Genomic DNA, 26887 nt, shown 5'->3' with positions numbered 1-26887 from the left:
GGTGTGAGCGGCTTTCTTTGCTTACTTTCTTTGCCGCGGCAAAGAAAGTAAGTGCCGCCCCGCACAGGGGCAACGCCTGCGCCGCGAGGCGCAATCGCGGATGCCAGAGATAGTGGCAAATCACAAACCGCATCGCGGATGCCAGCGAAAACGGCATAGCGAATCGCATTGCGGATGCCAGCGAAAGCGGCAAAGCGAACCGCGAAAAGCATGAAACCAAACCCAACAGCGTCGCAGACAAAAAAGACAGAGCCATCACCTCGCGGTGTAACCGCCATCCACCGGCATTGCCACCCCGCTAATCATCGAAGCCGCATCACTCAACAAGAACAAAATCGGCTCCGCCACTTCGCGCGGCTCAGCGAACCGCTTCAACGGAATCGCCTGCAAGGCCGGATCGCGTTTGGCCGGCTCGCTCCACGCCTTCACGGCCATCGGCGTCAGCGTCACCGTCGGATTCACGCTGTTCACGCGAATCCCATACGGCCCAAGCTCGACGCACAACACCCGCGTGATCGCATCCATCGCCGCCTTCGACGCGCAATAGCTCAAATGATCGTCGAGCCCGACGAGCGCCGCCTGGCTCGAAACGTTGACAATGCTGCCCGCACGCTTCGCGTCGATCATCCCGCGCGCCACATGCCGCGCGACGAGCGCCGCCCCGCGCGCGTTCACGTTCATCACGCTGTCGAAGCTCGCGGCCGTCGTATCGATCGCGCGCTCCAGCACCGTCGTGCCCGCACAATTCACAAGACCATCGAACACGACATCGAGGAAACCCAGCGCATCGTCAATCGCGCCTTCGTCGCCGACGTCGAGCACCAGCGGCTCGCAGCCCGTCTCCTCCGCAAGCCGCGCCAGTTCGTCGACGTTGCGCGCCGCCGCGACGACTTGCGCGCCGCTCGCGCACAGCAATTCGACCGTCACGCGGCCAATGCCGCTCGACGCTCCCGTGACGAGTATCGAACGCGCTGAAAAATCGAATGACGTGTTCATTTTGCTTGCAGCCGATGCATGATTGGCTTCAACGCCGGGTAGAGATCCGTATAAACGCCGAAGCGCTCCGCGTACACGGCCTGTCGCGCGGGGTCCGGCTTCACGCGCTCGACGAGCTTCACCCAGCCGCCGCGCGCCACTTCCTGCGAAATCAGCTTCGTGCCGTACGCGGCGAGCAGCGCCGCCCCCATTGCCGCTTCCACGTCCTGCTCGATCGTATAGACGGGAAAGCCCGTGATGTCCGCGATGATCGACATCCACAAGTCGGAATGTGCCGCGCCGCCGACGACGATCAACTTGTCGTCGAGCGACTGCGCGCCCTTGCGCCCGGCGACGATGTTGTGCTGCAAAGCGAACGCGACACCCTCGAGCACCGCGCGATACAGATGCGCCCGCGTGTGATACAGGTTCAGCCCGACGAACGCGCCGCTCGCCTTCGCGTCCCATACAGGGCTGCGCTCGCCCATCAGATACGGCAGGAACATCACGCCGTCCGAACCCGCGGGAATGTGTGCGGCGTCTTCTTCGAGCAGTTGATGCGCGTCGCCGTCCGGCAGCGCTTTCGCGGCTTCGATTTCCGCGTGACAAAACTGTTCGCGATACCACGTCACCGATGCGCCCGCCGTAATCGCGCCGCCGAACACATAGATGTCATGCAGTCCGTTGAACACGTGCGGCATGCTGACGAGACCATGCCGCGCATCGACGCCCTGATTGATATACCCCCAGCACATGCTCGTGCCGATCATCGCGACATGCTGGCCGGCGCGCGTGACGCCCGCCGCATAGGTCGCCATCGCCGCATCGACGCCGCCCGCGACGATCGCCGTGCCCGCTTCGAGCCCGAGCTGTTCCGTCCATTGCGACAGCAGGCCGCCCACCACGTCCGACGACTCGACGAGATGCTCGGGCATCATCGTCGCGGGAATGCCGAGCATGTCGAGCGTTTCGTCGGACCAGTCGCGCTTCGCAATGTCGTACACGCCGCCGATATTGCCCGCCGAACTGTGATCGACGGCGACTTCGCCCGTCAGCAGATAGATCACATACGCATTCGGCGGCAAAAAGAAGCGCGTGTTGGCCCACACGTTCGGCTCGTTCTCGCGCAGCCACAGCATCTTCGTATAGCCGTAGTAGCTATCGACGCCGTTGCCCGTGATCGCATAAAGCCGTTCGAGATCGACGTTCTCACGCACCCATTCGACCTGTGCCGTCGCGCGCCGGTCCATCCAGATCAGGCATGGATAAAGCGGCTTCATGTCGCTATCGACGGGAATGCCCGAGCCGCCATACAGGCTGCTCACGCAAACCGCCTTGATCGCCTTCGACGCGACGCCCGCTTCACACGCCTTCGCGACGCAGCGCGAGATGCATTCGACGACCGCCTTCATCCACACGGTCGGCCACTGCTCGGCCCATAGCGGCCTGGGCGTGTCCGGGTGATAGCCGCTCGAATGCTGCGCGACGATTGCGCCGTTCTCGCCGACGAGCACGGCCTTCGTGCTCTGCGTGCCGATATCGACGCCGATGACGTAATTCATAGTGTCTCCGTGTGCGCGTCCTGAGCGGCGCGCACTGTTTATTGATCTGACTATCTGGCTGGCTTCATCAGCACCTTAATCGAGTCGAGCGAGTTGGCGACCTCGATCGCCTCGTCCCACTCTTCGAGCGAGAAGCCATGCGTGACGATGCCCTTCGACGTGACGAGCCCGCGCGCCAGCAGGTCGATTGCAACCGGGTAGCAGTAAGGGCCGAGATGCGCGCCGCGCACATCGAGCTCCTTGCGGTCGCCGATGATCGACCAGTCCATTGTAGTCTCGGCGCCGAACACGGAAAACTCGACGAAACGACCGAGCTTGCGAATCAGATCCATGCCCTGATTCACGCCGGCAGGCACGCCCGTCGTTTCGATGTAGACGTCGCAGCCGTAGTTCTGCGTCAACGATTGAATGATCGCAAGCGCATCGTCCTTGTTCGGATTGATCGTCACGTCCGCGCCGTATTCGCGCGCCAGTTCGAGGCGCTCGTCGACGAGATCGATCACGACGAGCTTCTTCGGCGTCTTCAGATGCGCGACCTGCGTCATCATCAGGCCGAGCGGGCCCGCGCCGGCGATCACCACCACGTCGTCGAGCTGAATGTCGCCGCGATTGACGGTGTGAATGGCGCACGCAAGCGGCTCGATGATCGCGGCATCTTCGAGCGAGATGCCGTCGGGAATCTTGTGGACGATAGCCGTCGGCGGAATGCGCATGTATTCGGCCATGCCGCCGTCCGCGACTTCGCGCTGAAAGCCGAAGATGTTGTGCACTTCGCACATCCAGTACTGGCCGGATTTGCAGTAGCGGCATTTGCCGCACGGCACGATCTGTTCGGCAATCACGCGATCGCCCTTCTTCACGTCGAAATGTTCGGCTGCGCCTTCGCCGAGCTCCTCGACGTAGCCGAAGAATTCATGGCCCGGAATCACAGGCGCTTTCACCCAGGGGCTCGGCCCGCCCCAGAACATCTTGGCGCCGGAATGGCATTTGCAGTCGCTTGCGCAGATGCCGCACGCCGCGATGCGTATCACGAGTTCATGCGCGCGCGCCTGCGGCTTCGTCACGCGTTCGACGCGATAGTCTTTCGGCGCGTGGCACACGATCGCCGTCATGCTTTTGCTGGTGTCCTGAGTGGTCATTGCATTGCCCTGCGAGAAATGGAGAACAAATGGAACGAAAGAGTTTCACTTCTTGCGTTCCCGGCTGATATAAATCGCGAGCAGGATGATTCCGCCTTTGATCACGTTCTGCACGTACGGATTCACGCCGACCATGTTGAGTCCATTGTTCAGCACGCCGAGCAGCAACGCGCCGATCAACGTGCCGATGATCGAGCCGCGTCCGCCCGAAATCGACGTGCCGCCCATCACCACGGCCGCAATCGCATCCAGTTCGAAGCCCACGCCCGCATTCGGCTGGCCACTCATCAGGCGCGACGTCAGCACGATGGCCGCGAATGACGATGTCAAACCTCCGAGCGTGTAGACGATCAGCTTCACGCGTGCGACGCGCACGCCAGAAAGCCTCGTCGCCTGTTCGTTGCCACCGATCGCGTACACGTAGCGCCCGAACGGCATGCGTTCCAGCAGCAGCCACGCGATTGCATAGACGACCAGCATGATCAGCACGGGCGCCTGGATGCCGAACACCTTGCCGCTGCCGAAGAAGCCGACCCAGTCGGGCAAGCCGTCGATGGGATAGCCGCCCGTATAGATCAGCGCGAGGCCGCGCGCGATGCCCATCGTCGCGAGCGTGACGATAATGGGCGGCATGCCCGCGAGCGCAACGAAGAAGCCGTTTGCAAATCCGAACCCCAGCCCGACCGCGATGCCCGTCACGATGGCAGCAACGCCGTTGAGCCCCGCGACCATCAGGCCCGCCGCGAGCGTGCCCGAGAGCGCCATCACGGAGCCGACGGACAGGTCGATGCCGCCCGTCAGGATCACGGCCGTCATGCCGACCGCGATGATCGCGTTGATCGACACCTGGCGCAGCACGTTCTCCAGGTTCGCCGCCGACAGAAAGCTGTCGCTCGCGAACACCATCACAATGCACACGACGAGCAGGCCAATGAACGGATAGAACAGCGTCGAGCGTTTGACGCTCGCCCAGTTCAGGCGAAACGGCGCGCCCGGCGTGTCCGATGCAACCGTCGAAGTCTTGGGAGAAGAGTTAGGCGTGTTCATGCTGTATTGCTCCACGAGTTGCAGCCGATGCACCAGCCGTTGCATAAGTCATCACGGCATTCGATTCGATCTGGCCGCCTTCGAGCATCGCTTCGATACGCCCCTGCCGGAACACGGCGACGCGATCGCACATGCCGACGATCTCCGGCAATTCCGACGAAATCATGATGATCGAGTAGCCGCGCGCGGTGAGTTCGCGCATCAGCAGATAGATTTCCGCTTTTGCGCCGACGTCGATGCCGCGCGTGGGCTCGTCGAAGATGAGGATGTTCGTGTGGTGATTCAGCCAGCGCGCGATCACCACTTTCTGCTGATTGCCGCCCGACAGCGTCGCGACTTCGGTGTTCATCGTCGGCGCCTTCACGCCGACGCGCTTCATGATGTCGGCTGTCGCGCGCGCTTCGCCGCCGTGATCGATGAAAAAGCGACGGCTGCGGTACTTGCCGAGGTTGTTGATCGAGATGTTCTGCTTGATGGAGAACGATGTGATCAGCCCTTCCGTCTTGCGGCTTTCGGGCAGGATGCCGATGCCGGCCTTCAACGCGTCGGCGGGATCGGACAGATTCGCGGGCGCACCGTTGATGCGAATGTCCTTCACATGCGCCGCGTCCGCGCCGATCACCGCGAGCGCGGTTTCCGTGCGGCCCGAGCCGACCAACCCGGCGAAGCCGAGTATCTCGCCTTTGCGCAGCGTGAAGCGGTTCACGGGACCGTCCTTGCGCAGTTGCAGCGCGTTCACTTCGAGCACGGTTTTCGCATCTACGGGCAATGCCGGCTTCGGCGGAAAGCTGCTTTCTATCCTGCGTCCCACCATCATCTCGACGAGGCGGCTCACGTCCGTTTCAGCGACGTCTGTCATGCCGACATACTGGCCGTCGCGCAGCACCGTGATGCGATCGCACACTTCGAAAATCTCTTCGAGGTGATGCGAGATGAAAATCATCGCGACGCCGTGCTGTTTCAACTCGCGCATGATCGAAAACAGATGCGCGGCTTCGGCGGGCGTGAGCGTCGCCGTCGGCTCGTCGAGAATCAGGATGCGCGCGTTCAGCGACAACGCCTTGCCGATTTCGACGAACTGCTGCTGCGCCACCGACAGCTCGCGGATCGGCACGGCGAGATCGATCGCGACGCCGAGCCGGCCGAAAATCTCCGCCGCCGTGCGCCGCATCGTCGAGCGGTCGAGCATGCCGAAGCGGTTGCGCAACTCGCGCCCGAGGAACATGTTCTCGACGGCATTCAGATACGGAATCAGGCTGAACTCCTGAAACACGATGCCGACGCCCGCCGCGACGGCATCGTGATAGTTGATGAAATGCCGCGCCTGTCCATCGATCACGATCGTGCCGCCGTCCGGCTGATAGATGCCGCACAGGATCTTCATCAGCGTCGACTTGCCTGCGCCGTTCTCGCCGAGCAATGCGTGAATCTCGCCGCGCGCGATCTCGAGATGAATGCCCTGCAACGCCTTCACGCCGGGAAAGCTCTTCGTGATGTTGTCGAGTTTGAGGATCGTGTCCATCGTTTTTCCTTTGCGCTTCATGCAGTGGCACGTCACGCGTGCCACTGCATGCGCAATATGTCGCTTACCAGCTGAAGCCCTTCGCGTTGTCCTTGTCGACGAGCTTCACGTCGACGGGAATCGCCTTCGGCACATTGGCGCCCCACTTCTTCGCGAGCGCCACGCCGATCGCGAGGCGGATCTGGTCGCGCGGAAATTGCGCGGACGTTTCGATGAACTTCGAGTTCGGCTTCTGGATTGCGGTGATCGCTTCCGGCGCGCCGTCGACGCTCGTCAGTTTGATGTCCTTGCCCGACGATTCGATCGCGGACAGCGCGCCCATCGACCCGCCGTCGTTCACGCTGAAGACGCCCTTCAGATTCGGATGCGCCTGGATCATGTTCTCGGTGACGGACAGCGCCGTCGCGCGTTCCTGCTTGCCGTTCTGCGTATCGACGAGCTTCACGTTCGGGAACTTCGCGAGGGCCGCCTTGCAGCCGCGCACGCGTTCGAGAATCGGCACGACCGGGATGCCGTCGAGAATCGCCACTTCACCGCTGCCGCCTATCGACTTCGCGAGGTACTCGCACGACATCTGTCCCGCGTCGAAATTCTTTGAGCCGACGAACGAATCAACGGGACCGTTCGCGTTCGCATCGACGGCGACGACCACGGCGCCCGCCTTTTTCGCCGATGTCACCGCCGACTGGATGCCCGTCGAATCGGTCGGATTCACGAGCAGAATGTCGATCTTCTTTTGCAGCATGTCTTCGACGTCGCTCACCTGCTTGCTGACGTCATGGTGCGCATCGGTGACGACGACCGTCGCGCCGATCGATGCGGCTGCGTCATTCAGCGCCTTTTGCATCGTCACGAAGTACGGGTTGTTCAGTTCCTGGAACGTCATGCCGATCTTCAGCGGCGCGGCGCTCGCGCTCGCCGGTGCGAACAGCGGCGCGCCGAGCATCACGGCGGCGAAAGCAAGCGAAGCGCGCACGCGCAAGCTGCGCGTTGGATGCGAAGTGGTGGTGTGGATCATGGCTTGTCTCCGTTTATGAGGATGAGTGCGTCCCTCGCGCAGGGTCGCTGCGCGATGAGCCGTTGAAGCATCGGAAAGATGAAAGCGCGCTAAGGCGTCGTCAGAGGCGGATACGCCGCGGGCGCGGCGCGCGGCTGTCCGCGCGCGTGTTCTTGCGTCTGCGCGGCGGGCACGATCGAAGGCGCGTTGGCGACGCCCTTGCCGAGCGCCGCCGCCGCTTCCGAGGCGACGCGGCTCGCCTCGTTGATGTGCTGGAAGCGGCGGAACTTCGACGGAGCCATGCCTTTCGCGGTGAGAAACTGCCGGTTGAAGTTCGACAGATTGTTGAAGCCGACCTTGTAGCAGATGTCGGTGACGCTCAGTTCATCGTCCATCAGCAGTTGGCACGCAAGGTTGATACGCATCCGGTTTACGTACTGCACGAACGGCAGGCCCGTATGCCGGCGAAAGTAGCGCGAGAATGCGCTGACGCTTTGGCCCGCCAGTTGCGCGAGATCGGATTCGCGCAACTCCGACGCGAGGTTCTTGCCGATATACGACAGCACGTGGTTGATGCGCGTCGATGCGTAGCTGGTCGGGTCGATCTGATACGCGGGGCTTGCGAGCAGTTCGCGGTCGCTCGCGTTCAGCAGGACTTCCATCATCGACAGGAACAGCACGATGCGGCGCAGGCCGCGCGCTTCGAGCAGCTCCATGAAGAGCGGCTGGATCGCCGCGCTGGTCCGCGCGCCGAACGACACGCCGCGGCGCGAATCGGCGAGCAGCGCTTCGAGCGTGCGCCATTCTGGAAAGCTCTGCGTGCAATGCGCGACGAAGTCCTGACCGAACTGCACGACGAGATTGCGCTGCGCGATCGTCACGCCGTCGGGCACTTCGCTGACCCAGTTGTGCGGCAGGTTCGGTCCCATCAGCACGAGGTTGCCCGGCGCGAAGCTGCCGATGTAATCGCCGACGAACATCTTGCCCGTCGTCGCGACGATCAGATGGATTTCAAATTCGGGATGGAAGTGCCAGCGCACCGTACGGTACGGAAAGCCGTGGTACCACGCCTTGAACGACTCGTCGCGGCGCACGCTGACCAGTTCGAGATCGGGTTGCATGTCGGTCTCCGAAAGCCGTCGCTCAAACGAACCGCGATGCGCCGCGCGCACATGGCATCCGATGCGCGTGCTCACGCGCGTTTAGATGCGAGTGCAACCAGGTTGCCGGCATGACGATGCCCTTCATCTGTCTTCCTCCTGTTCCTTCGTCCAGCGCCTCGAGCTTACGTGTCACACGAGGCCCATGCACTTCGTTTGTTTTGTGTACTGAAAGTTAGACCTCTGGCGCACGGGCGGCCACTAGAAATGAGACCGCCGACCGATACTTTTTTGCATTCGGGTTATTCCTGGCCCTTTCACTGTCAAATTTTGATGCAACGCAGCAGCCAGTCTTTGGCCGGATGACTGCGCGACGGCGGAACGCCCGCGACAGCGCCAATGTCCATCCCGCCGCGCTGCGCCACGAAAAGCGCGCTCCTTTGCCTTGACTTTCGAACAGCTGGATACGATCATTAGTTCACATGCAGAGCAAATGCTCTATGCTTCGAATCACCGGCGCACACGGCCGGGGCACCTTCTAGACTTATCTCAAGGAACGCACGCGGAAAGACCGTGCGCACAAGACTTAGGAGACGCACATGAACAGCGGCCAAAGCAGTGGCGCAAGCACGCAGGTGATCCTGCACATCGGCGCAGGGTCGTTTCACCGCGCACATCAGGCGTGGTATCTGCACCGGCTCAACGAAGCCCGTCAGCCTGGCGATCCGCAGTGGTCGCTCACCGTCGGCAATATCCGCAGCGACATGAATGCCGTCGCCGATGCGCTCGCCGCGCAGAACGGCGTCTACACGCTCGAAACGGTCACGCCGCAAGGCGAGCGCGCGTACGAGACGATCCGCTCGATCGAGCGCGTGGTGCCGTGGTCGCAGAATCTCGACGCACTGATCGAAGCGGGCGCCGATCCCGCATGCAAGATCATCGCGTTCACCGTGACGGAAGGCGGCTACTACCTCGACGAGCATGACAAGCTGGACACGGCCAACCCCGATCTCACCGCCGACCTGAACGGCGCACGCACGACCATCTACGGCGCGCTCGCCGCGATTCTCGAAGCGCGCATGCAGCGCAACGCGGGGCCAGTCACGCTGCAGACCTGCGACAACCTGCGCAGCAACGGCGAGCGCTTTCACGCGGGCATGACCGAGTTTCTCGAGCGGCGCGGCGCAAGCGCACTGCGTCAATGGTTCGACGCGAGCACTGCATGCCCGAACTCGATGGTCGATCGCATCACGCCACGGCCCACGCCCGACGTGCGCGAACGCGTGAAGCAGGCGACGGGTTTCGACGACGCCTGCCCTGTGATGGGCGAATCGTTCATCCAGTGGGTGATCGAGGATCACTTCGTCGCCGGTCGGCCGGCGTGGGAGAAGGTCGGCGCGGAGATGGTCGCATCGGTGCTGCCGTATGAAGAAGCGAAAATCCGCATTCTGAACGCGACGCATAGCTGCATCGCGTGGGCGGGCACGCTGGTCGGCCTCTCCTATATTCACGAAGGCACGCTCGACCCCGAGATCCGCCAGTTCGCCTACGACTACGTGACGCAAGACGTGATTCCCTGCCTCACGCCGAGTCCGCTCGATCTGGCGAAGTATCGCGACGTCGTGCTCGACCGCTTCGGCAATCCGTATATTCAGGACACGAACCAGCGCGTCGCCGCCGATGGCTTCTCGAAGATTCCCGGCTTTATCGCGCCGACGCTCTCCGAGTGCTTCGAGCGCAATGTCGAGCCGAACGCGACGGCGATGCTGCCCGCGCTGTTCTTCCGCTTTCTCGACAGATGGCAGCGCGGCCAGTTGCCCTACACGTACCAGGACGGCGTGATGGATGAAGACGTCGTGCGCGGCTTCTTCAAGACGCCCGATCCCGTGCAGGCGTTCTGCGCGGACCGTCTGCTGTGGGGCAGCATGGCGGGCACGGCGTCGCTCGGCAAGGTGGTGCGCGCGGCGCTCGAACGTGTCGATGCGTGGCTCGCAAAACGCAGCCTTTGAAGCCGTTCATATCGATCTGATCGAAACGCAAGTGTCTGGCCGCGCATGGGCACACTCCCGCGCGCGGCCGCTCCCATTGATCGCCGCACTCGATGCCCGCATGGCGTCAGGTCTATTGCGCATGGCATCGCACGCGGCATGCGGCTAAAGTAGCGCATCTCCTACCGACGAAGGTTTCGCGCCCATGTATCTCGGCATCGACCTCGGCACGTCCGAAGTGAAAGTTCTGCTGCTCGCGTCCGATGGTCGCGTTGTCGGCACGGCGGGCTCACCGTTTACCGTCTCGCGGCCGCATCAGCGCTGGTCGGAGCAGAACCCGTCCGACTGGTGGCAGGGCACGCGCGCCGCGCTGTTCGCGTTGCGAGACCGCTTCCCCGAGCAGTTCGCGCAGATTCACGGCATCGGCCTGTCGGGACAGATGCACGGCGCCGTGCTGCTCGACAACGAGGATCGCGTGCTGCGCCCTGCGATCCTGTGGAACGACATGCGTGCCGTCGACGAGTGCGAAGAGCTGTACCGGCGCGCACCGGATCTGCATCGCATCGCCGGCAATCTGGCGATGCCCGGCTTCACGGCGCCGAAGCTGCTGTGGGTCGCGCGCCACGAGCCGGAGATTTTCCGGCAGACGGCCTGCGTGCTGCTGCCAAAGGATTACTTGCGCCTGCAACTGACGGGCGACAAGGTCTCCGATCCCTCCGACGCAGCCGGCACGCTCTGGCTCGACGTTGCGCGGCGCGACTGGTCCGATACGCTGCTCGCCGCATGCGACCTGAACCGCTCGCACATGCCGCGTCTCGCGGAAGGCAGCGCGCCGTCCGGCATGCTGCGCGCTGAACTCGCACGCGAACTGGGCTTGCGCGAGCCCGTCGTCGTGGCGGCGGGCGGCGGCGACAATGCGACGAGTGCGATCGGCATCGGCGCGACGCAACCGGGCGACGGCTTCGTGTCGCTGGGGACATCGGGCGTGCTGTGCGTGATCGGCAACAGCTTCCGGCCGAATCCTGAGTCGGCCGTGCACGCGTTCTGTCATGCGATCCCGGACCGCTGGCATCAGATGAGCGTGGTGCTGTCGGCGGCAAGCTGCTTGCGCTGGGTCTGCAAGCTCACTTCCACCGACGAGCCGACGCTGCTCGCCGAAGTCGAAAAGCTGCCCGACGAGGCCCTCGTCACCGCGCCGCTGTTCCTGCCGTATCTGTCGGGCGAACGCACACCACACAACGATCCGTATTCGCAAGGCGTGTTCTTCGGCATGACGCACGCAACCGATCGCGCGCTGCTCGGTTACGCGGTGCTCGAAGGCGTGACGCTCGCGCTGACGGACGGCCTCGATGCGTTGCGCGCGGCAGGCACGGAGGTCAGCGCACTATCGCTGCTCGGCGGCGGCGCACGCAGCAACTACTGGGCGCAACTGCTCGCCGATTCGCTGAACACGACCACCCGCAAGCACGGCGGCGGCGAGACGGGCGCGGCGCTGGGCGCGGCGCGTCTGGGCTGGCTCGCGGCGGGCGGCGATCCCGCCAGGGTGCTGACCAAGCCGCCCGTCGAAAGCGAATTCACGCCGAACGCGCGGCGTCATGCGGTGCTGCGCGAGCGGCTCGCCAGCTATCGCGCGCTGTACCGGCATGTGAAGCCGATGTTCTCGCCGTCGCGCGAAGCGGCGCCCGCTCGATGACATGCAAAGCGGGATGCCGACGACGGATGCACACGGCAAGCAGCGCAGCAGAACGCTCGATGCGAGCTTCCTGCTGCGCATTGTGAAGTGGCGCGCTCCGGCGCAATTCTGATCAACCCAATCGTGCCCAAGTCCACTGAAAAGCTCGATCTCGCGACGCGCGCCGCCTGGCTGTACTACGTCGCCGGCAATACACAGAACGAGATCGCGGAAAAACTGCAGGTGTCGCGGCCCGTCGCGCAGCGGCTCGTCGCGTTCGCCGTCGAGAAGAATCTGATCCGCGTTCGCGTCGATCATCAGTTGGCGGACTGTCTGTCGCTCGCCGATCAGTTGTCGAAGCGCTATGGCCTGTCGATGTGCGAAGTCGTGCCCGTCGACGACGACAAGCCGGATGAGATCGACCGCAAGCTCGCGGTAGCGGGCGCGCAGGTGATGGAGCGCTATCTGGGCGAAGAAAAGCCGATGGTCGTCGCGGTGAGCAGCGGCCGGACGCTGAAGGCCGTCGTCGATCAGGTCGCCCAGCTGGAGCGGCCGCAGCACCGGCTCGTGTCGATGGTCGGCGCGATTGCGCAGGACGGCTCGTCGAACCGCTATGACGTCGCGCTGCACATCTCGGAGAAGACGGGCGGCAAGCACTTTCTGCTGCCCGCTCCGCTGATCGCCGATAGCGAAGCGGAGCGCTCGCAGTGGTGCAATCACCGTCTGTACCGGATCGTCGAGGCGCTGTCTGGGGAAGCGGATGTCGCGTTCGTCGGCATCGGCAACATCGGCTTGCACTGCCCGCTGCACGAAGACGGCTTTATCACGTCGGATGAGGTGGAAGAGCTGATGTCGCTCGGCGCGGTGGCGGAACTGCTCGGCCTGCCCATCGACGCGAACGGCGCGCGCGTCGAATCGCCGACGGGGCGCCGCGTGACGAGCCTGCGGCTCGATTCGCCGCCCAAGCGTCCCGTGATCGGCTTTGCGGGCGGCGAGCGCAAGCGCAATGCGGTGATCGCCGCGCTCAAGGGCGGCTGGCTGTCGGGCCTCGTGACGGACGAGGTGTGCGCGCGCGCCGCGCTGAATCACGACGCGGGCTCATCCGCGCCGTCACGCGGCTGAAAAAGGCGGCGCGGCGCACGTTCCGCGCGCTTCGATTCAGAGCGCTTCGAGCGCGTGACGCACCCGTTCGACGACGGGTGCCCACTCGCCCAATACCTGCTGCCGGAACAGCCGCGCAGTCGGATACCATGGGTTGGTTTCGCCCGACAGCATCCAGCGCCAGTCGGCCTGCTTCGGCAGCAGCACCCACACCGGCTTGCCGAGCGCGCCCGCCAGATGCGCGACGGACGTATCGACGGTAATCACGAGGTCGAGCGACTCGATCGCGGCAGCCGTCGCGTCGAAATCGTCGAGCAGTTGGCCGAGCGCGCAGATGGGCCAACGATGCGCAAGGCCATCGAGTTGCGCCTCTCCCACGCCCTTTTGCAGCGCGAACCACGCGAGGCCGCGCACCGACGCGAGCGGTTCGAGCGCGCAAAGCGCCGCCGAACGGTAAACGTCGAGATAGTGCTGCGGATTGCCCGCCCACACGAGGCCGATCTTCCTGCTGTCGCCGGCGCTTTGGATCAGACGCGCGCGCCACCTGGCGACCTGCGCAGCATCTGCTGACAGGTAGGGAGTCGCGCAGGGAATCGTGTCGTCTTGCAGCCATGCGGGCACGCTCATCATCCGGCTGTAGTAGTCGTAGCCGCCTTCGGGTGCGTTCGTCAGCACCCGGCGCACGCCACGCACGCGAGAAAAGAGCGGTGCAAGTTCAGCGCTGGTCCACACGTCGACGATAGCGCCTTGGCCGCGCAGCACGTCGGCATAGCGAACGAACTGCAACTGATCGCCCGCACCCTGTTCGCGCGCGAGCAGAAAGCGCTTGCCATCGATCGGCTCGCCCTGCCACTCCGGCATGTCGAGTTTCGGATAGTCACGCAGCCCGCTGCGCGTGGTCTTGCGATGTTCGTAATACGTCCAGCCGCGCTGGTAATTTCCACGCCGCAACTCGGACATGCCGAGCAGCTTGTACGCATCCGAAAGATCAGGCGTGGTTTCGATCGCGCGCCGCAGATGATCGTCGGCCTCGTCATAGCGCGACATGCAAGTCAGCGTGAACGCGATGTTGTTGTGCAGCGTCGACGAGTTCGGCGCGACCTCCAGCGCGCGCTGGTAGGCAGCGAGCGCATCGTCGAACTTCAGTTGCGCATCCGTTGCGAACGCGAGGCCGAAGAGCGCGTGGATATCGTCGGGTTTCTGTTGCAGGATGCGCTGAAAAGCATCGGCTGCTTGCGCGTGTTCGCGCACCGCGTTCAGCGTCGTGCCGAGCCCTTGCAGCACACGCGTGTCGTGTGGCGCGAGTCGCGCGGCATCGCGATAAGCCGCAAGTGCTTCGCCTGGCCGCGACAACTCTTCGAGCACGTCCGCGCTGCCAAGCGCTGCGTCGAAGAAGTCCGCGTCGAGCGCAAGCGCTTGCTGATAGCTGAGCAGCGCCTCTTCGCGCCTGTCGATGCGCCGCAATGCGTTGCCCAGATTGCAGTGCGCCAGCGTATCGTGCGGCGCGCACGCGACGGCTCGGCGAAAAAAGCGCTCCGCGCCTTCATTGTCGGCACATGCGAGCGCCGCGATGCCGCGATCATTCAGGCAATCGGCGTGGTTCGGCGCCAGCGAGAGCGCCGCGTCGAAACGTTCGATCGCACGGTCGATGTGCTGGCGTTGCAGGTACAGCACGCCGAGCATGTAGAGCGTGCCCGCGTCGCAGGGCCGCGCATCGAGGATCGCGAGATAGGCGTTTTCGGCGCCTTCCAGCTCGCCAGCGCGATGGAGCGTAAGCGCATGATCGGCGGCCGGGTTCGTGCCGGCTTCTTGAGGTGTGAATGCGGAAGCGTTGTGCATGGCGTCTTGAGTCGGGCGCACGTCCATGCACGCGCAATGCAGAGTGCAATCGCGCTGATGAAGTGTCCGACGGTATGGACAGGGAACCGACAAAACTCGCGGGCTCCGTTGGCCAGGCGCGCTCTGTCAGACGATGCACAATTTTGGTATGGGATAGGAAGCGAGAATATCGGAAAACTCCGAGTCTCAAATGACAAGTCGTCGTTGCCGCACGGCGACCCGCGCGGCAACGACGCCTATCAGACTGCGCGCTGGATCAGGCAGCCAGCACTTCGACGATCTTGCGATGGAACGCCTGGCCGTCGCTGTCGAACAAATGGCAATGATCCGGCGTTGCGCCGAGCCGGATCGTCGCGCCCTTCTCGTGCCGCTCCAGCGGCGGAATGCGTGCAATCAGCCCATCCGGCGCGACGCTGCTTTCCGCGTACAGATACGCGGCATCGCCGAGCGATTCGACCGTCATGATGCGAGCCGACACGCCGTAGTCGGGCAAGTCGATATGCAGATGCTCGGGACGGATGCCGACCGTCACCTTGTCGCCCTCCTTCGCGCGGCCCGGCTCGACCAGTACGAGCTGCGTCTCGCCCGTTTCGTATTTCACGAGCACGCCCGCCGCCGACACAGACTGCACGACGCCTTCGAGGAAGTTCATCTTCGGCGAGCCGATGAAGCCCGCGACGAAGCGGTTCGCCGGTGCGTGATACAGCGTGTTCGGGCTGCCGACCTGCTCCAGGTTGCCCGCCGACAGCACGACGATCTTGTCCGCAAGCGTCATCGCCTCGACCTGGTCGTGCGTGACGTAGATCATCGTCGTCTTCAGTTCGTCGTGCAGACGCGCGAACTCGAGGCGCATCTTCACACGCAGCGCGGCGTCGAGGTTCGACAGCGGCTCGTCGAACAGGAATACCTTCGGCTTGCGCGTGATCGCGCGGCCGATCGCGACGCGCTGACGCTGGCCGCCCGACAGCTGCTTCGGCTTGCGCTCGAGCAGATGGTCGATGTGCAGGATCTTCGCGGCGTTGCGCACGGCCGAGTCGATCTCCGGCTTCTTCGTGCCCGCGAGCTTCAGGCCGAATGCCATGTTGTCGTACAGCGTCATGTGCGGATACAGCGCGTACGACTGGAACACCATCGCGATGCCGCGCTTGGCGGGCGGCACGTCGTTCATCCGCGTGCCGTCGATATGCAGGTCGCCGCCCGAGATATCTTCGAGGCCGGCAATCATCCGCATCAGCGTCGACTTGCCGCAGCCGCTGGGACCGACGAACACGACGAACTCGCCGTCCTGGATGTCGAGGTTGATGTTGCGCATCACCTCGTTGTCGTCGTAGGCCTTTCTGATGTTGCGCAAAGTTACGCTTGCCATGATGTGTCTCCGTATCGACGGGAGTTCGCGCCTTCGCGCTGACTGCCGTCTCATGCAAAGTAGTTGCAGTTCCCTACTACGTTCAATCGGTTCACCCGGAACCCGGCGTCAAGCTTCACGCCACGGTCACGCGCTGCCGCCATCGCGCGACCAGTTCCGGCAATTGCGTCATATCGTCGAACACGTGTTGCGCGCCCACGCGCCGCAGCGCGCCCATCTGCTCTTCGCTCGCGTGGCCGCCGCCGATGAACCCATACACCGTCATGCCCGCCATCGTTGCCGCCGTCACGCCTGCGACGCTGTCCTCGATGACGAGGCATGCGTCCGGGCTCACGCCGAGATCGCGCGCGGCGGCGAGATACACATCGGGCGCGGGCTTCGGTTGCGGGACGGTGTCCGCGCAGAAGAGCCGGGTGCCGAAATGCCTGACGAGGCCCGTGCGCTCCAGTACCGCTTCGACATACCCGCGATCGCTGTTGCTCGCGCAGGCTTTCCTTAACGGAATGCGTGCAAGCGCCGCCTCGATGCCGTCGACCATCGGCGCCTTGATCGCCGACGCGCTGACCGTCGAGCGAATCGCATCGATGTCGGCGGCCGTCAGCGTCATGCCCAGGGCCGACGCCGCGCCTTGCAGCACACGCTCGGTGCGCATGCCGAGCAGCGGCATCACGACGGGCGCCACGTCCATGCCCGGCCAGCGCGCTTCGAGCTGCTGCACGATGACCGCGGCCGCGACGGCTTCGCTGTCGATCAGCACGCCGTCGCAATCGCAGACGAGGGCGACGCTTCGTGCAGCTTCGGCTTCTGTCCGGATCTCCGTCACTTGACCGCCCCGAAGGTAAGGCCACGCACCAGTTGCTTCTGCGAAACCCAGCCGACGATCAGGATTGGCGCCACGGCCAGCAGCGACGCCGCCGACAGCTTCGCCCAGAACAATCCTTCAGGACTCGAATACGACGCGATGAACACCGTGAGCGGCGCGGCATTCGAACTCGACAGGTTGATGCTCCAGAACGCCTCGTTCCACGACAGGATCACGAGCAAGAGCGCCGTCGATGCGAGCCCCGGCAGCGACATCGGCATCAGCAGATAGACGATCTCCTGCCACGTCGCCGCGCCGTCGATCCGCCCCGCTTCGAGGATGTCGCGCGGAATTTCCGCGAAGTACGTGAACGACATCCACACGGCAATCGGCAAATTGATCAGCGTGTAGACGATCACCAGGCCGGAAACGGTGTCGAGCAGGCCGCTGTTCTTCCACAGCAGATAGATCGGCACCAGCACGCCGACGGACGGCATCATCTTCGTCGACAACATCCATAGCAGCACTTTCTGCGTGCGCCGGGTCGGGAAGAACGCCATCGCGTACGCGCACGGCACGGCGAGTATCAAACACAGCAGCGTGACGCCGACCGAGATCAGGATCGAGTTCCACGCGAAGCCGAAGTAATTGCTGCGCGCGAACACTTCGCGGAAGCTCTCGAGCGTCGGGATGAAGAACAGCGACGACGCGTACGCCTGCTGCTCGGTCTTGAATGCCGTGATCGTCATCCAGAAGATCGGGAAGAACAGCAGCAGCGCGATCAGCCATGCCAGGATGCCCGGAATGCTGCGCCGGACGATGGCGAGCGGCGAATCGGACTTCGACACATGAGTCGTAACGGGTGTAGCAGCAATCTGGCTCATTTTTCGTACTCCCCTTTCAGGTTCTTCGCGAGCATACGCACGAGGAAGAACGACACGATATTCGCGAGCACCACGGCGAGAATGCCGCCTGCCGATGCGAGGCCGACGTCGAACTGTTGCAGGCCGAGCGCGTAGATCAGGTACGACAGGTTGGTCGTCGCGTTGCCCGGACCGCCGCCCGTCGTCGTGTAGATTTCGGCGAAGATCGACAGCAGGAAAATGGTTTCCATCATCACGACCACGGCGATCGCGCGCCTCAGGTGCGGCAGCGTGATGTAGAAGAACATCGAGAACGCACCGGCGCCGTCGATCTTCGCCGCTTCCTTCTGTTCCTGGTCGAGCGACTGGATCGCCGTGAACAGGATCAGGAACGCGAACGGCAGCCACTGCCACGCGACGATGATGATCACGGCCGTCAGTGGATAGTCGGCGAACCAGTCGATCGGCGTGAGGCCGACCGTGCGCATGCCGCTCGCGACGAGCCCGTACACGGGATGCAGGATCATGTTCTTCCAGATCAGCGCGGAGACGGTCGGCATCACAAAGAATGGTGCGATCGCCAGCAGCCGCGCGATGCCCTGCCCGTAGAACTTGCGGTCGAACAGCACCGCGAGCAGCACGCCGCCGACCACGGTGATGACGAGCACGGCGATGATCAATTCCAGCGTATGGGCGATGGATGGGCCGAATGCCGGGTCGCCGGCCAGAAACCGGTAGTTGTCGATGCCCGCGAACCCTTTCTGATCGGGGTTCAGCAGGTTGTAGCGCGAGAACGAAAACCAGATCGTCATCGCAAGCGGGATCGCCATCCATAGCACGAGAACGCCTACGGACGGAGTCACGAGCCAGCGCGCGTGCGCGGCCTTGCGCTCTTCTCGCTCGTGTTCGGTTTGGGGATGGGCATGCATGAGGGGTAGACGCAAGTGTTGACGCATGATGGACCACCTCTTCGGTAGTGCGCGAACCGCGGGGGCTGCGGCACGCTTTGCTGCCAGGGTCCGGCTGACGGTGCGCTGTCAGCCGGCGCTTTGCATCGGTTCGGTCTGAGTGCTGCTTCGGACCCGCCGTCCGCGTCACATCAAAGCAGACGGCGTGCCGATACTACGTTCCTGCATTACTTCTGGTAGCCGGCCTGCTTGGCGGCGCGATCCGCGGTCGCGTTGCCGGCTGCGAGCGCCTGATCGACGGACATCTGGCCCGCCACGGCACCCGAAATGCTCTGGCCGACCACCGTGCCGAACGACTGGAACTCCGGAATGCCGACGAACTGCACGCCCGTGTACGGCACCGGTTTTGCGGTCGGATGGTTCGGGTCAGCCGTCTCGATGGCCTTCAGCACGAAGTCCGCGAACGGCGCGGCCTGCTTGTACTCGGGGCGCGCATAGGTTGACTGGCGCGTGCCCGGCGGCACCGAGGCCCAGCCTTCGTCCTTCGCGGCCAGTTCGATGTACTGCTTCGACGTCGCCCACGCGATGAACTTCTTCGCGGCATCGGCCTGCTTCGACGACTTCGGAATCGCCAGCGCCCACGCCCACAGCCAGTGCGAGCCGTTCGGCGTGGCCTGGGTCGGCGCCGCCGCGAACCCGACCTTGTCGGCGATCTGCGACTGTTGCTTGTTGTACAGCATGCCCGCCGCGACCGTCGCGTCGATCCACATCGCGCACTTGCCGGACGACATCAGCGTGAGGTTTTCGTTGAAGCCGTTCGAGCTCGCCCCCGGGGGACCGTCCTTTTTCAGCAGATCGACGTAGAACGAGACGGCCTTCTTCCATTCCGGCGTGGTCAGCTGCGCACGCCACTGCTCGTCGAACCAGCGGCCGCCGAACGTATTGACGAGCGTCGTCACATACGCCATGTTCTCGCCCCAGCCCGCCTTGCCGCGCAGGCAGATGCCGTAGGTGCCCGCGGACTTGTCGGTGAGCTTGTCGGCGAACTGGGCGATCTGGTCGTAGGTCGGGTTATCGGGCATCTTCAGGCCCTTCGCCGCGAACAGATCCTTGCGGTAATACGTCATCGAGCTTTCGACGTAGAACGGCAGCGCGTACAGCGAGCCGTTGTACGACAGGCCGTCGCGAGCCGTCTTCACGACGTCGTTCAGGTCGTAATCGGCGGGCAGGTTCGTGAGCGGCGTGAGCCAGCCGCGCTTGCCCCACTGCGGCGTTTCATAGGCGCCGATCGTCATCACGTCGAACTGGCCGCTGCCCGTCGTGATATCGGTCGTTGCGCGCTGACGCAGCACGTTCTCTTCCAGAATCACCCAGTTGAGCTTGATGTCGGGATTCGCTTTCTCGAATGCCGGCGACAGCTTCTTCAGCTCGATCATGTCCGGGTTGTTCAACGTCGCGATCGTCACGGTCGCCGCGTTGGCGCTGAATGTGGCGCACGCGAGCGCCGCAGCGCCGAATGCATTGAGCGCGGGTTTGAAGGTGGGCTTCATCGTTTGTCTCCTTTATTCGTACTTGCGTTTTGATCGGCGCTTGCGCACGCCTGCGCCGGACGCCGGGTAACGGGTGCCGGTGCCGGGTGCCGGTGGATGAATGACGGTCAGCTCATCCAGTTGCCGCCGTCGACGTTCAGGGTCTGCGCGGTGATGTAATCCGCATCGGACGATGCGAGGAACAACGCCGCCCCGGTCAGATCCGCCGGCAGCCCCATCCTGCCCAGCGGCACCGCTTCACCGACGAGACGCTTCTTCTCGCCAAGCGGCCGGTTCTCGTAACGCGCGAAGAGCGCATCGACCTGATCCCACATCGGCGTATCGACGACGCCCGGTGCGATGCCGTTCACGTTGATCCCGTGAGGTGCCAGCGCGAGCGCCGCCGATTGCGTATAGCTGAGTACGGCCGCCTTCGTCGCGCAGTAGTGCGACACGAGCGCCTCGCCGCGGCGGCCCGCCTGCGACGACATATTGATGATCTTGCCGCCGTGCCCCTGCTCGACCATGCGCCGCGCGACCGCCTGCATCAGGAAGAACATGCCCTTCACGTTGACGGCGAAGAGCTTGTCGAAGATGTCCCAGGATTCGTCGAGGATCGGGCGCATGTCGAATAGCGCCGCGTTGTTGAAGAGAATGTCGATCTGGCCGAAACGCTGCACCGTTTGGTCGACGATGCGTGCGATGTCGTCACGCTTCGTGACGTCCGCGCTGATCGTCAGCACACGGTCGGCGTCCGTTTCGCGCAGCGCGTGCGCGAATTCGCCTGCTGGTTTCACGTCCACCAGCACGCAACGCGCGCCCTCCTCGAGATACCGGCGCGCCACCGCCTCGCCGATACCGCTCGCCGCGCCCGTCAAAATCGCCACTTTGCGTTGCAGTCGGGCCACAACCTGTCTCCGGTTCGTTTGATTCTTCGAATCAGCATGAGCTAACGCTCGTTTGCCGAGCAATTGCTCTCGTTGTGATCGAATGATCGGATACGAGTCCTGTGATGTCAAGGCGCGCCGCGCAATTTCGATGGTGCAGCGCGGCAGCGTCGCAAGTCCGCTACGGTCGCTTGTTTCTTAAGAATCGGCGATGACTTTGCATCGGGCAATGACAATTTTTCGAGATACGTTATATCATTGCGCCTTCGTTCACCGACTCGCCCGATGGTTACCGGAGGTCGCGCTATGGCCCGTTCATCAGACGCTCAGAACACGCACGCCGCCGCGCCTGTCAAGCAGGCCGCCCGAGTTGCGCAGAAGCTCGCACACAAGCTCGCATGCGCCGATGCGCTCGCTGCCGGGCGCGGTCTCGCGCTGACGACGCTGCGCCGCCAGGTCTACACGCTGATCGCACAAAGCGAACGCCCCGTCGGCGCGTACGAGCTGCTCGCCGCGCTGGAGCCGCAGCGCGGCCGCGTGCCGCCGACGACTGTTTATCGGGTGCTCGATTTCCTCGTCGAGCATGGTTTCGTGCACCGGATCGAATCGAAGAACGCGTTTTTTGCGTGCTGCCAGATGGGCGAGCCGCATCAAAGCCAGTTCCTGATGTGCGACGCGTGCGGCGAAACCGTCGAGATTCCCGGCGACGCACTCGCCGCCCAACTGTCGAAGAGCGCGCCCGCGCACGGCTTCGAAGTGCATCACCAGGTGGTCGAGCTCAGCGGGCTGTGCGCGGCCTGCAAACGCGCGCATGCGTGACGCCGCGAGCAACCCGTTGAACCCGACGCCTCTCAAACCACAGGTCATCCCGATGAAGAAGAACAACCCGCTGTGGACGTTTCTGACGCACGCCGCCGCTTCGATGGTCATGGCCTTCGCGTTCGGTCATGCCGCGCATGCGCAGGACGTGAAGATTCCCGTCGTCGCCGCGGAGAATTTCTACGGAGATGTCGTGCGGCAACTCGGCGGCGACCGCGTCGACGTCACGAGCATTCTGAGCAATCCGGACCAGGACCCGCATCTGTTCGAAGCGAGCCCGAAGACGGCCCGCGCGCTGCAGCATGCAAGCCTTGTTGTGTACAACGGGGCCGACTACGATCCGTGGATGGCGAAGCTGTTGAATGCGTCGAAGAGCGACCAGCGCAAGACGATCGTCGCGGCGGAACTCGCAGGCAAAAAGAGCGGCGACAATCCGCACCTGTGGTACGACCCGCTGACGATGCCCGCCGTCGCACGCGCGGTGAGCGCGGCGCTCGCCTCGGCTGACCCTTCGCACAAAGCCATGTACGATGCGAACCTCGCAAAGTTTCTCGATTCGCTCAGGCCGGTCGGCGACAAGGTCGCCGCGCTGCGCAGCCAGTACGCGCATACGCCCGTCACGGCAACCGAGCCGGTGTTTGGCTATATGTCGGATGCGATCGGGCTCGACATGCGTAACCAGCGCTTTCAGCTTGCCGCGATGAACGACACGGAAGCGAGCGCGTCGGACATCGCCGCATTCGAACGCGATTTGCGCGAGCAGCGCGTGCGCGTTCTGATCTACAACAGCCAGGCTAGCGAGGCATTGACGAAACGCATGCTGAAACTCGCGCAGCAATCGCATGTGCCGACGGTGAGCGTGACGGAAACCCAGCCCGCCGGCACAAACTACCAGCAATGGATGCTGGCGCAGCTCGACGCGCTCGGCAACGCGCTCGCCGCCGGGAATGCCGGCAAGACGGGCGGCGCGAACCAGGGAAAGACTCCATGAACATGCCTCGCCGCCCGCCACCGCCAGTGTCGCCGGGCAACGCGCCCGTGCTCGAACTCGATCGCGTGACGCTCGAGCTCGGCGACCGCACGATCCTGCGCGACACGAGCTTCACGATCAATCAGGGCGAATTCATCGGCGTGCTCGGGCCGAACGGCGCGGGCAAGACCACGCTGATGCGCGCCGTGCTCGGGCTCGTGCCGGCTGCGAGCGGCGAAGTGCGCGTGCTCGGCGAGCCGGTGATGCGCGGCAATCCGTCGATCGGCTATATGCCGCAGACGCGCACCGCCCTCGCGGGCCGGCGGGTGCGCGGCCGCGATTTCGTCGCGATGGCGGCTGACGGGCATCGTTGGGGCCTGCCGCACGCCGATGCGAAAGCGCGCGCGGATGTCGATCGCGTGCTGGACCTGGTCGGCGGCAGCGCACTGGCCGCACGGCCTTTGTCGGAGTTATCGGGCGGCGAGCGGCAGCGGCTCCTGCTAGCGCAATGCCTGCTTTCCAATCCGCGTCTGCTGCTGCTCGACGAGCCGCTGATCAGTCTCGATCCGCATCATCAGAAGACGGTCGTCGAACTAGTGAAGCGTGTGCAGAAGGATCTCGGCATCGCCGTGCTGTTTTCGGCGCACGAGCTCAATCCGCTGCTGCATGCGCTCGATCGCGTGCTGTATCTCGGCAATGGCGTCGCCGCGCTCGGCACCGTCGACGAAGTAATCACGAAGCCGGTGCTGTCGCGTCTGTACGGCTCGACCATCGACGTGATGCGCGTGAACGGCCGCATCTTCGTGATGTCGGGCGACTTCGATGTCGAAAAGCACGATCACGAGCACGAAGACGACGATCATCAGCATGGCGAGCCGCACGGTCATGGGCATTCGCATGGCCACGGGCACGGCCACGCGCATCATCACGCGTCACGCGACGGACACACGCACGATGTTTGAATACGATTTCATGGTGAACGCCTTCGCAGCGTCGGGGATTGTCGCGGTGCTGTCGGGCATCGTCGGCTACTTCCTCGTGATGCGCGGGCAGACCTTCGCGGGACACGCGCTGTCGCACGTCGGCTTCACGGGCGCGACAGGCGCGGTGCTGATCGGCATTTCGCCGATCTGGGGGATGATCGGTTTCACGCTCGCGGCCGGGGTCGGGATGGGCGCGCTCGGCGAAAAACTCGCAGGACGCGACGTGGCGATCGGCGTGACGCTGTCGCTTTCGCTCGGCTTTGGTCTGCTGTTTCTGCACTTCTTTACCGCATACGCGACGCAGGTGACGGCGCTGCTGTTCGGCAACGTGCTCGGCGTGAGTTCGTCGACGCTCGCGGTGCTCGCGGCGATTGGCGTCGTCAGTCTGATCGCGTTGGCCGCGATCATGCGGCCTTTGCTATTCGCTTCGTTGCAGCCGGAGCTGGCTGAAGCGAAGGGCGTCTCGCTGCGGCTCGTGTCGGTGCTGTTTCTGGCGATCGCAGCGCTCGCCGTGGCCGCGTGCACGCAGATCGTCGGCGTGCTGCTCGTGTTCACGCTGATGGTCGGACCGGCGGCGGCCGCGCAGAATCTGTCGACGCGGCTGTCCATTGGACTCGTGCTCGCCGCGCTGCTCGCGCTGGCTCAGGCGTGGATCGGCGTGACGCTCGCTTTCTACACCGACTGGCCGACGAGCTTCGGGATCACGTTGCTCGCGGCGCTCGTTTATGGCGCGAGCTTGCTGGTCGCGCACGTGCGCCGATAAAAAAACGGGCGGCCTTTGCAAGCCATCCCGTTTTGCGTTGAAGCTACGCGCAACGGCGATCAGCCGATCAGCACCTTCGCGTGATGAGCGAGATGATCCTCGATGAACGTCGAGATAAAGAAGTAGCCGTGGTCGTAGCCCTCATGACGTCGTAGCGTGAGCGGCTGACCCGCGGCCTTGCACGCGGCTTCGAATAGATCGGGGTTCAGCTGCTCGGCGAGAAACTGATCGGCGAGACCTTGATCGACCAGAATCCCTTGCGCGAACTTGCGCGCCGCCTTGCCGACGAGTTCGCTTGCGTCGTACTGCTTCCACGCTTCTCGATCCGCGCCCAGGTAGCCGCTAAACGCCTTCTCGCCCCACGGACAGCGCATCGGCGCGGCAATCGGCGCGAACGCCGACACCGACCGATAGATGTCGGGATTGCGCAGCGCAAGCATCAGCGCGCCGTGCCCGCCCATCGAATGGCCAAAGATGCCGAGCCGCGCGCCGTCTATCGGCAACTCGTTCAAGGCCGTCTCGCGCAACTCGTCGCGCACGTACGAGTACATCCGGTAATGCTTCGACCAGGGTTCCCGCGTCGCATCGACATAGAAGCCCGCGCCGACGCCGAAGTCCCACGCATCCGTCTCGCCCGGCACGCCTGCGCCACGCGGGCTCGTATCCGGCGAGATCAGCGCGATGCCGTGTTGCGCGGCGAAGCGCTGCGCGCCCGCCTTGATCGGAAACGTCTCTTCGGTGCAGGTCAGTCCGGCGAGATAAAACAGCGCCGGCACTTTCTTCTGCGATCCCTCTTTGGGCATGAAAACGGAGAAGCGCATCGGCAGGCCGATCGCCTTCGACGCGTGCTTGTAGATGCGCTGCGTGCCGCCGAACGACGCGTGCGATTCGATCAGTTCGAGCATCGCGCGCTCCTTCAGTAGATGACGACCGAGCGGATCGATTCGCCTTTTTTCATCAGGTCGAAGCCTTCGTTGATCTGATCGAGCTTCAGGTGGTGCGTAATCAGATCGTCGATGTTGATCTTGCCTTCCATGTACCAGTCGACGATCTTCGGCACATCGGTGCGGCCACGCGCGCCGCCGAACGCCGAGCCCTTCCATTGACGGCCCGTGACCAGCTGGAACGGTCGCGTGCTGATCTCTTCGCCCGCCGCCGCCACGCCGATGATGAACGACTGGCCCCAGCCCTTGTGCGTGCATTCGAGCGCCTCGCGCATCAGCTTCGTATTGCCCACGCACTCGAATGAGTAGTCCGCGCCGCCGTCCGTCAGCTGCACGATATGGTCGACGACATTCCCGACTTCCTTCGGGTTGATGAAGTGCGTCATGCCGAACTTCTTCGCCAGTTCGACGCGGCCCGGATTGATGTCGACACCGATGATCTTGTCCGCGCCGACCATCTTCGCGCCCTGAATGACATTCAGGCCGATGCCGCCGAGACCGAACACGACGACATTCGCGCCCGCCTCGACCTTCGCCGAATACACGACGGCGCCGACGCCCGTGGTCACGCCGCAGCCGATGTAGCAGACCTTGTCGAACGGCGCGTCTTCGCGGATCTTCGCCACTGCGATCTCCGGCACCACGATGTAGTTCGAGAACGTGGACGTGCCCATGTAGTGGAACAAAGGCTTGCCGTCGATCGAGAAGCGCGACGTGGCATCGGGCATCAGGCCCTTGCCTTGCGTCGCGCGAATCGCCTGACACAGGTTCGTCTTGCGCGACAGACAGAACTTGCATTGACGGCACTCGGGCGTGTAAAGCGGAATCACGTGATCGCCCTTCTTCAGCGTGCCGACACCCGGCCCGGTATCGACGACGACGCCCGCCCCTTCGTGGCCGAGAATGGCGGGGAAGATGCCTTCGGGGTCGGCGCCCGACAGCGTGTAGTAGTCGGTGTGGCAGATGCCCGTTGCCTTCACTTCGATCAGCACCTCACCCGCGCGCGGCCCTTCGAGATCGACTTCTTCGATCGTCAACGGTGCGCCGGCCTTCCATGCGATTGCTGCTTTCGTTTTCATCGTGAATGCTCCTGTGGTTCCGTGAATCTGGT

General features: G+C 63.8%; 24 protein-coding genes. 7 read left to right on the top strand and 17 right to left on the bottom strand.

Annotated elements, in window-relative coordinates; translation table 11 throughout:
* From J8I87_RS22785 to J8I87_RS22750, 8 genes are all read right to left on the bottom strand, one after another.
* A partial coding sequence (locus tag J8I87_RS22785) for a hypothetical protein (RefSeq protein WP_209934184.1) occupies positions 1 to 256 on the bottom strand: 256 nt, incomplete at its 3' end.
* Positions 256 to 996 (bottom strand): SDR family oxidoreductase, encoded by a 741-nt coding sequence (locus J8I87_RS22780; RefSeq protein WP_209934183.1) that lies wholly within the window; start codon positions 994 to 996, stop codon positions 256 to 258. The genes J8I87_RS22780 and J8I87_RS22785, both read right to left, overlap by 1 nt.
* A complete protein-coding gene (locus J8I87_RS22775; protein ID WP_209934182.1) occupies positions 993 to 2537 on the bottom strand; it encodes an FGGY-family carbohydrate kinase in 1545 nt (514 codons plus the stop codon). Before J8I87_RS22775 ends, J8I87_RS22780 begins: the two co-directional genes overlap by 4 nt.
* Positions 2538 to 2587: 50 nt before the next feature.
* Positions 2588 to 3676, bottom strand: coding sequence for an alcohol dehydrogenase catalytic domain-containing protein (locus tag J8I87_RS22770; protein ID WP_209934180.1), 1089 nt, complete (start codon positions 3674 to 3676; stop codon positions 2588 to 2590).
* Positions 3677 to 3721: 45 nt separating this feature from the next.
* Positions 3722 to 4723: an ABC transporter permease gene (locus tag J8I87_RS22765; protein WP_209934179.1), complete on the bottom strand. Its 1002-nt coding sequence runs from the start codon at positions 4721 to 4723 to the stop codon at positions 3722 to 3724.
* The gene (locus tag J8I87_RS22760; RefSeq protein WP_209934178.1) at positions 4710 to 6245 is read right to left on the bottom strand and encodes a sugar ABC transporter ATP-binding protein; all 1536 of its coding nucleotides are present in this window, start codon (positions 6243 to 6245) and stop codon (positions 4710 to 4712) included. The genes J8I87_RS22765 and J8I87_RS22760 overlap by 14 nt, the downstream gene beginning before the upstream one ends.
* A 64-nt stretch (positions 6246 to 6309) precedes the next feature.
* The gene (locus tag J8I87_RS22755) at positions 6310 to 7263 is read right to left on the bottom strand and encodes an ABC transporter substrate-binding protein (RefSeq protein WP_209934177.1); all 954 of its coding nucleotides are present in this window, start codon (positions 7261 to 7263) and stop codon (positions 6310 to 6312) included.
* An 89-nt stretch (positions 7264 to 7352) separates the two neighbouring features.
* Positions 7353 to 8363, bottom strand: coding sequence for an AraC family transcriptional regulator (locus tag J8I87_RS22750; protein ID WP_209934176.1), 1011 nt, complete (start codon positions 8361 to 8363; stop codon positions 7353 to 7355).
* Between the two features lie 578 nt (positions 8364 to 8941).
* Between J8I87_RS22750 and dalD the strand changes: the two genes are divergently transcribed.
* The 3 genes from dalD (at position 8942) to J8I87_RS22735 (ending at position 13124) form a co-directional block, all read left to right on the top strand.
* Positions 8942 to 10351, top strand: coding sequence for a D-arabinitol 4-dehydrogenase (dalD, locus tag J8I87_RS22745; protein WP_209934174.1), 1410 nt, complete (start codon positions 8942 to 8944; stop codon positions 10349 to 10351).
* Positions 10352 to 10535: 184 nt separating this feature from the next.
* Positions 10536 to 12023, top strand: a complete 1488-nt coding sequence (xylB, locus tag J8I87_RS22740; RefSeq protein ID WP_209934173.1) for a xylulokinase — start codon at positions 10536 to 10538, stop codon at positions 12021 to 12023.
* Between the two features lie 123 nt (positions 12024 to 12146).
* Positions 12147 to 13124, top strand: a complete 978-nt coding sequence (locus J8I87_RS22735) for a sugar-binding transcriptional regulator (protein WP_209934172.1) — start codon at positions 12147 to 12149, stop codon at positions 13122 to 13124.
* A gap of 36 nt (positions 13125 to 13160) precedes the next feature.
* On the opposite strand, the gene J8I87_RS22730 is transcribed toward J8I87_RS22735, so the two are convergent.
* The 7 genes from J8I87_RS22730 to J8I87_RS22700 form a co-directional block, all read right to left on the bottom strand.
* Complete coding sequence (locus J8I87_RS22730; protein WP_245254085.1) at positions 13161 to 14942, bottom strand: tetratricopeptide repeat protein; 1782 nt, start codon at positions 14940 to 14942, stop codon at positions 13161 to 13163.
* A 256-nt stretch (positions 14943 to 15198) separates the two neighbouring features.
* Positions 15199 to 16308, bottom strand: a complete 1110-nt coding sequence (locus J8I87_RS22725; RefSeq protein ID WP_209934170.1) for an ABC transporter ATP-binding protein — start codon at positions 16306 to 16308, stop codon at positions 15199 to 15201.
* Between the two features lie 115 nt (positions 16309 to 16423).
* A complete protein-coding gene (locus tag J8I87_RS22720; RefSeq protein ID WP_209934169.1) occupies positions 16424 to 17131 on the bottom strand; it encodes an HAD family hydrolase in 708 nt (235 codons plus the stop codon).
* Complete coding sequence (locus J8I87_RS22715; RefSeq protein ID WP_209934167.1) at positions 17128 to 17994, bottom strand: carbohydrate ABC transporter permease; 867 nt, start codon at positions 17992 to 17994, stop codon at positions 17128 to 17130. The genes J8I87_RS22720 and J8I87_RS22715 overlap by 4 nt, the downstream gene beginning before the upstream one ends.
* A complete protein-coding gene (locus J8I87_RS22710; protein ID WP_209934166.1) occupies positions 17991 to 18929 on the bottom strand; it encodes a carbohydrate ABC transporter permease in 939 nt (312 codons plus the stop codon). Before J8I87_RS22710 ends, J8I87_RS22715 begins: the two co-directional genes overlap by 4 nt.
* Positions 18930 to 19108: 179 nt before the next feature.
* Positions 19109 to 20431, bottom strand: coding sequence for a sugar ABC transporter substrate-binding protein (locus J8I87_RS22705; RefSeq protein ID WP_209934165.1), 1323 nt, complete (start codon positions 20429 to 20431; stop codon positions 19109 to 19111).
* Positions 20432 to 20538: 107 nt separating this feature from the next.
* Positions 20539 to 21318: an L-iditol 2-dehydrogenase gene (locus J8I87_RS22700; protein ID WP_209934164.1), complete on the bottom strand. Its 780-nt coding sequence runs from the start codon at positions 21316 to 21318 to the stop codon at positions 20539 to 20541.
* A 285-nt stretch (positions 21319 to 21603) separates the two neighbouring features.
* Between J8I87_RS22700 and J8I87_RS22695 the strand changes: the two genes are divergently transcribed.
* The 4 genes from J8I87_RS22695 to J8I87_RS22680 are packed head-to-tail and all read left to right on the top strand — an operon-like array spanning position 21604 to position 24832.
* On the top strand, positions 21604 to 22116 hold the full coding sequence (locus J8I87_RS22695) for a Fur family transcriptional regulator (protein ID WP_209934163.1): 513 nt from the start codon (positions 21604 to 21606) through the stop codon (positions 22114 to 22116).
* Positions 22117 to 22168: 52 nt separating this feature from the next.
* Positions 22169 to 23107 (top strand): metal ABC transporter solute-binding protein, encoded by a 939-nt coding sequence (locus J8I87_RS22690; RefSeq protein WP_209934189.1) that lies wholly within the window; start codon positions 22169 to 22171, stop codon positions 23105 to 23107.
* Positions 23104 to 24048: an ABC transporter ATP-binding protein gene (locus J8I87_RS22685; protein WP_209934162.1), complete on the top strand. Its 945-nt coding sequence runs from the start codon at positions 23104 to 23106 to the stop codon at positions 24046 to 24048. The genes J8I87_RS22690 and J8I87_RS22685 overlap by 4 nt, the downstream gene beginning before the upstream one ends.
* On the top strand, positions 24041 to 24832 hold the full coding sequence (locus J8I87_RS22680) for a metal ABC transporter permease (RefSeq protein WP_209934160.1): 792 nt from the start codon (positions 24041 to 24043) through the stop codon (positions 24830 to 24832). The genes J8I87_RS22685 and J8I87_RS22680 overlap by 8 nt, the downstream gene beginning before the upstream one ends.
* Before the next feature lie 59 nt (positions 24833 to 24891).
* Here J8I87_RS22680 and fghA read toward each other — a convergent pair whose 3' ends face one another.
* The gene (fghA, locus tag J8I87_RS22675) at positions 24892 to 25737 is read right to left on the bottom strand and encodes an S-formylglutathione hydrolase (protein ID WP_209934159.1); all 846 of its coding nucleotides are present in this window, start codon (positions 25735 to 25737) and stop codon (positions 24892 to 24894) included.
* 11 nt (positions 25738 to 25748) lie between these two features.
* Positions 25749 to 26855, bottom strand: coding sequence for an S-(hydroxymethyl)glutathione dehydrogenase/class III alcohol dehydrogenase (locus tag J8I87_RS22670; protein ID WP_209934158.1), 1107 nt, complete (start codon positions 26853 to 26855; stop codon positions 25749 to 25751).
* Positions 26856 to 26887: the final 32 nt, after the last annotated feature.

It is taken from the genome of Paraburkholderia sp. LEh10 (assembly GCF_017814945.1).
Classification (GTDB): Bacteria; Pseudomonadota; Gammaproteobacteria; order Burkholderiales; family Burkholderiaceae; genus Paraburkholderia.
The sequence above is the reverse complement of the archived record's forward strand: the minus strand, read 5'-3'. Positions and strand labels throughout refer to the sequence as shown.

Coding starts and splice junctions, on each gene's coding strand:
- J8I87_RS22685 (WP_209934162.1), top strand. CDS start 23,104: ATGAACATGCCTCGCCGCCCGCCACCGCCAGTGTCGCCGGGCAACGCG.
- J8I87_RS22755 (WP_209934177.1), bottom strand. CDS start 7,263: ATGATCCACACCACCACTTCGCATCCAACGCGCAGCTTGCGCGTGCGC.
- J8I87_RS22780 (WP_209934183.1), bottom strand. CDS start 996: ATGAACACGTCATTCGATTTTTCAGCGCGTTCGATACTCGTCACGGGA.
- J8I87_RS22760 (WP_209934178.1), bottom strand. CDS start 6,245: ATGGACACGATCCTCAAACTCGACAACATCACGAAGAGCTTTCCCGGC.
- J8I87_RS22695 (WP_209934163.1), top strand. CDS start 21,604: ATGGCCCGTTCATCAGACGCTCAGAACACGCACGCCGCCGCGCCTGTC.
- dalD (WP_209934174.1), top strand. CDS start 8,942: ATGAACAGCGGCCAAAGCAGTGGCGCAAGCACGCAGGTGATCCTGCAC.
- J8I87_RS22670 (WP_209934158.1), bottom strand. CDS start 26,855: ATGAAAACGAAAGCAGCAATCGCATGGAAGGCCGGCGCACCGTTGACG.
- J8I87_RS22715 (WP_209934167.1), bottom strand. CDS start 17,994: ATGAGCCAGATTGCTGCTACACCCGTTACGACTCATGTGTCGAAGTCC.
- fghA (WP_209934159.1), bottom strand. CDS start 25,737: ATGCTCGAACTGATCGAATCGCACGCGTCGTTCGGCGGCACGCAGCGC.
- J8I87_RS22770 (WP_209934180.1), bottom strand. CDS start 3,676: ATGACCACTCAGGACACCAGCAAAAGCATGACGGCGATCGTGTGCCAC.
- J8I87_RS22775 (WP_209934182.1), bottom strand. CDS start 2,537: ATGAATTACGTCATCGGCGTCGATATCGGCACGCAGAGCACGAAGGCC.
- J8I87_RS22765 (WP_209934179.1), bottom strand. CDS start 4,723: ATGAACACGCCTAACTCTTCTCCCAAGACTTCGACGGTTGCATCGGAC.
- J8I87_RS22730 (WP_245254085.1), bottom strand. CDS start 14,942: ATGCACAACGCTTCCGCATTCACACCTCAAGAAGCCGGCACGAACCCG.
- J8I87_RS22750 (WP_209934176.1), bottom strand. CDS start 8,363: ATGCAACCCGATCTCGAACTGGTCAGCGTGCGCCGCGACGAGTCGTTC.
- xylB (WP_209934173.1), top strand. CDS start 10,536: ATGTATCTCGGCATCGACCTCGGCACGTCCGAAGTGAAAGTTCTGCTG.
- J8I87_RS22680 (WP_209934160.1), top strand. CDS start 24,041: ATGTTTGAATACGATTTCATGGTGAACGCCTTCGCAGCGTCGGGGATT.
- J8I87_RS22705 (WP_209934165.1), bottom strand. CDS start 20,431: ATGAAGCCCACCTTCAAACCCGCGCTCAATGCATTCGGCGCTGCGGCG.
- J8I87_RS22725 (WP_209934170.1), bottom strand. CDS start 16,308: ATGGCAAGCGTAACTTTGCGCAACATCAGAAAGGCCTACGACGACAAC.
- J8I87_RS22690 (WP_209934189.1), top strand. CDS start 22,169: ATGAAGAAGAACAACCCGCTGTGGACGTTTCTGACGCACGCCGCCGCT.
- J8I87_RS22710 (WP_209934166.1), bottom strand. CDS start 18,929: ATGCGTCAACACTTGCGTCTACCCCTCATGCATGCCCATCCCCAAACC.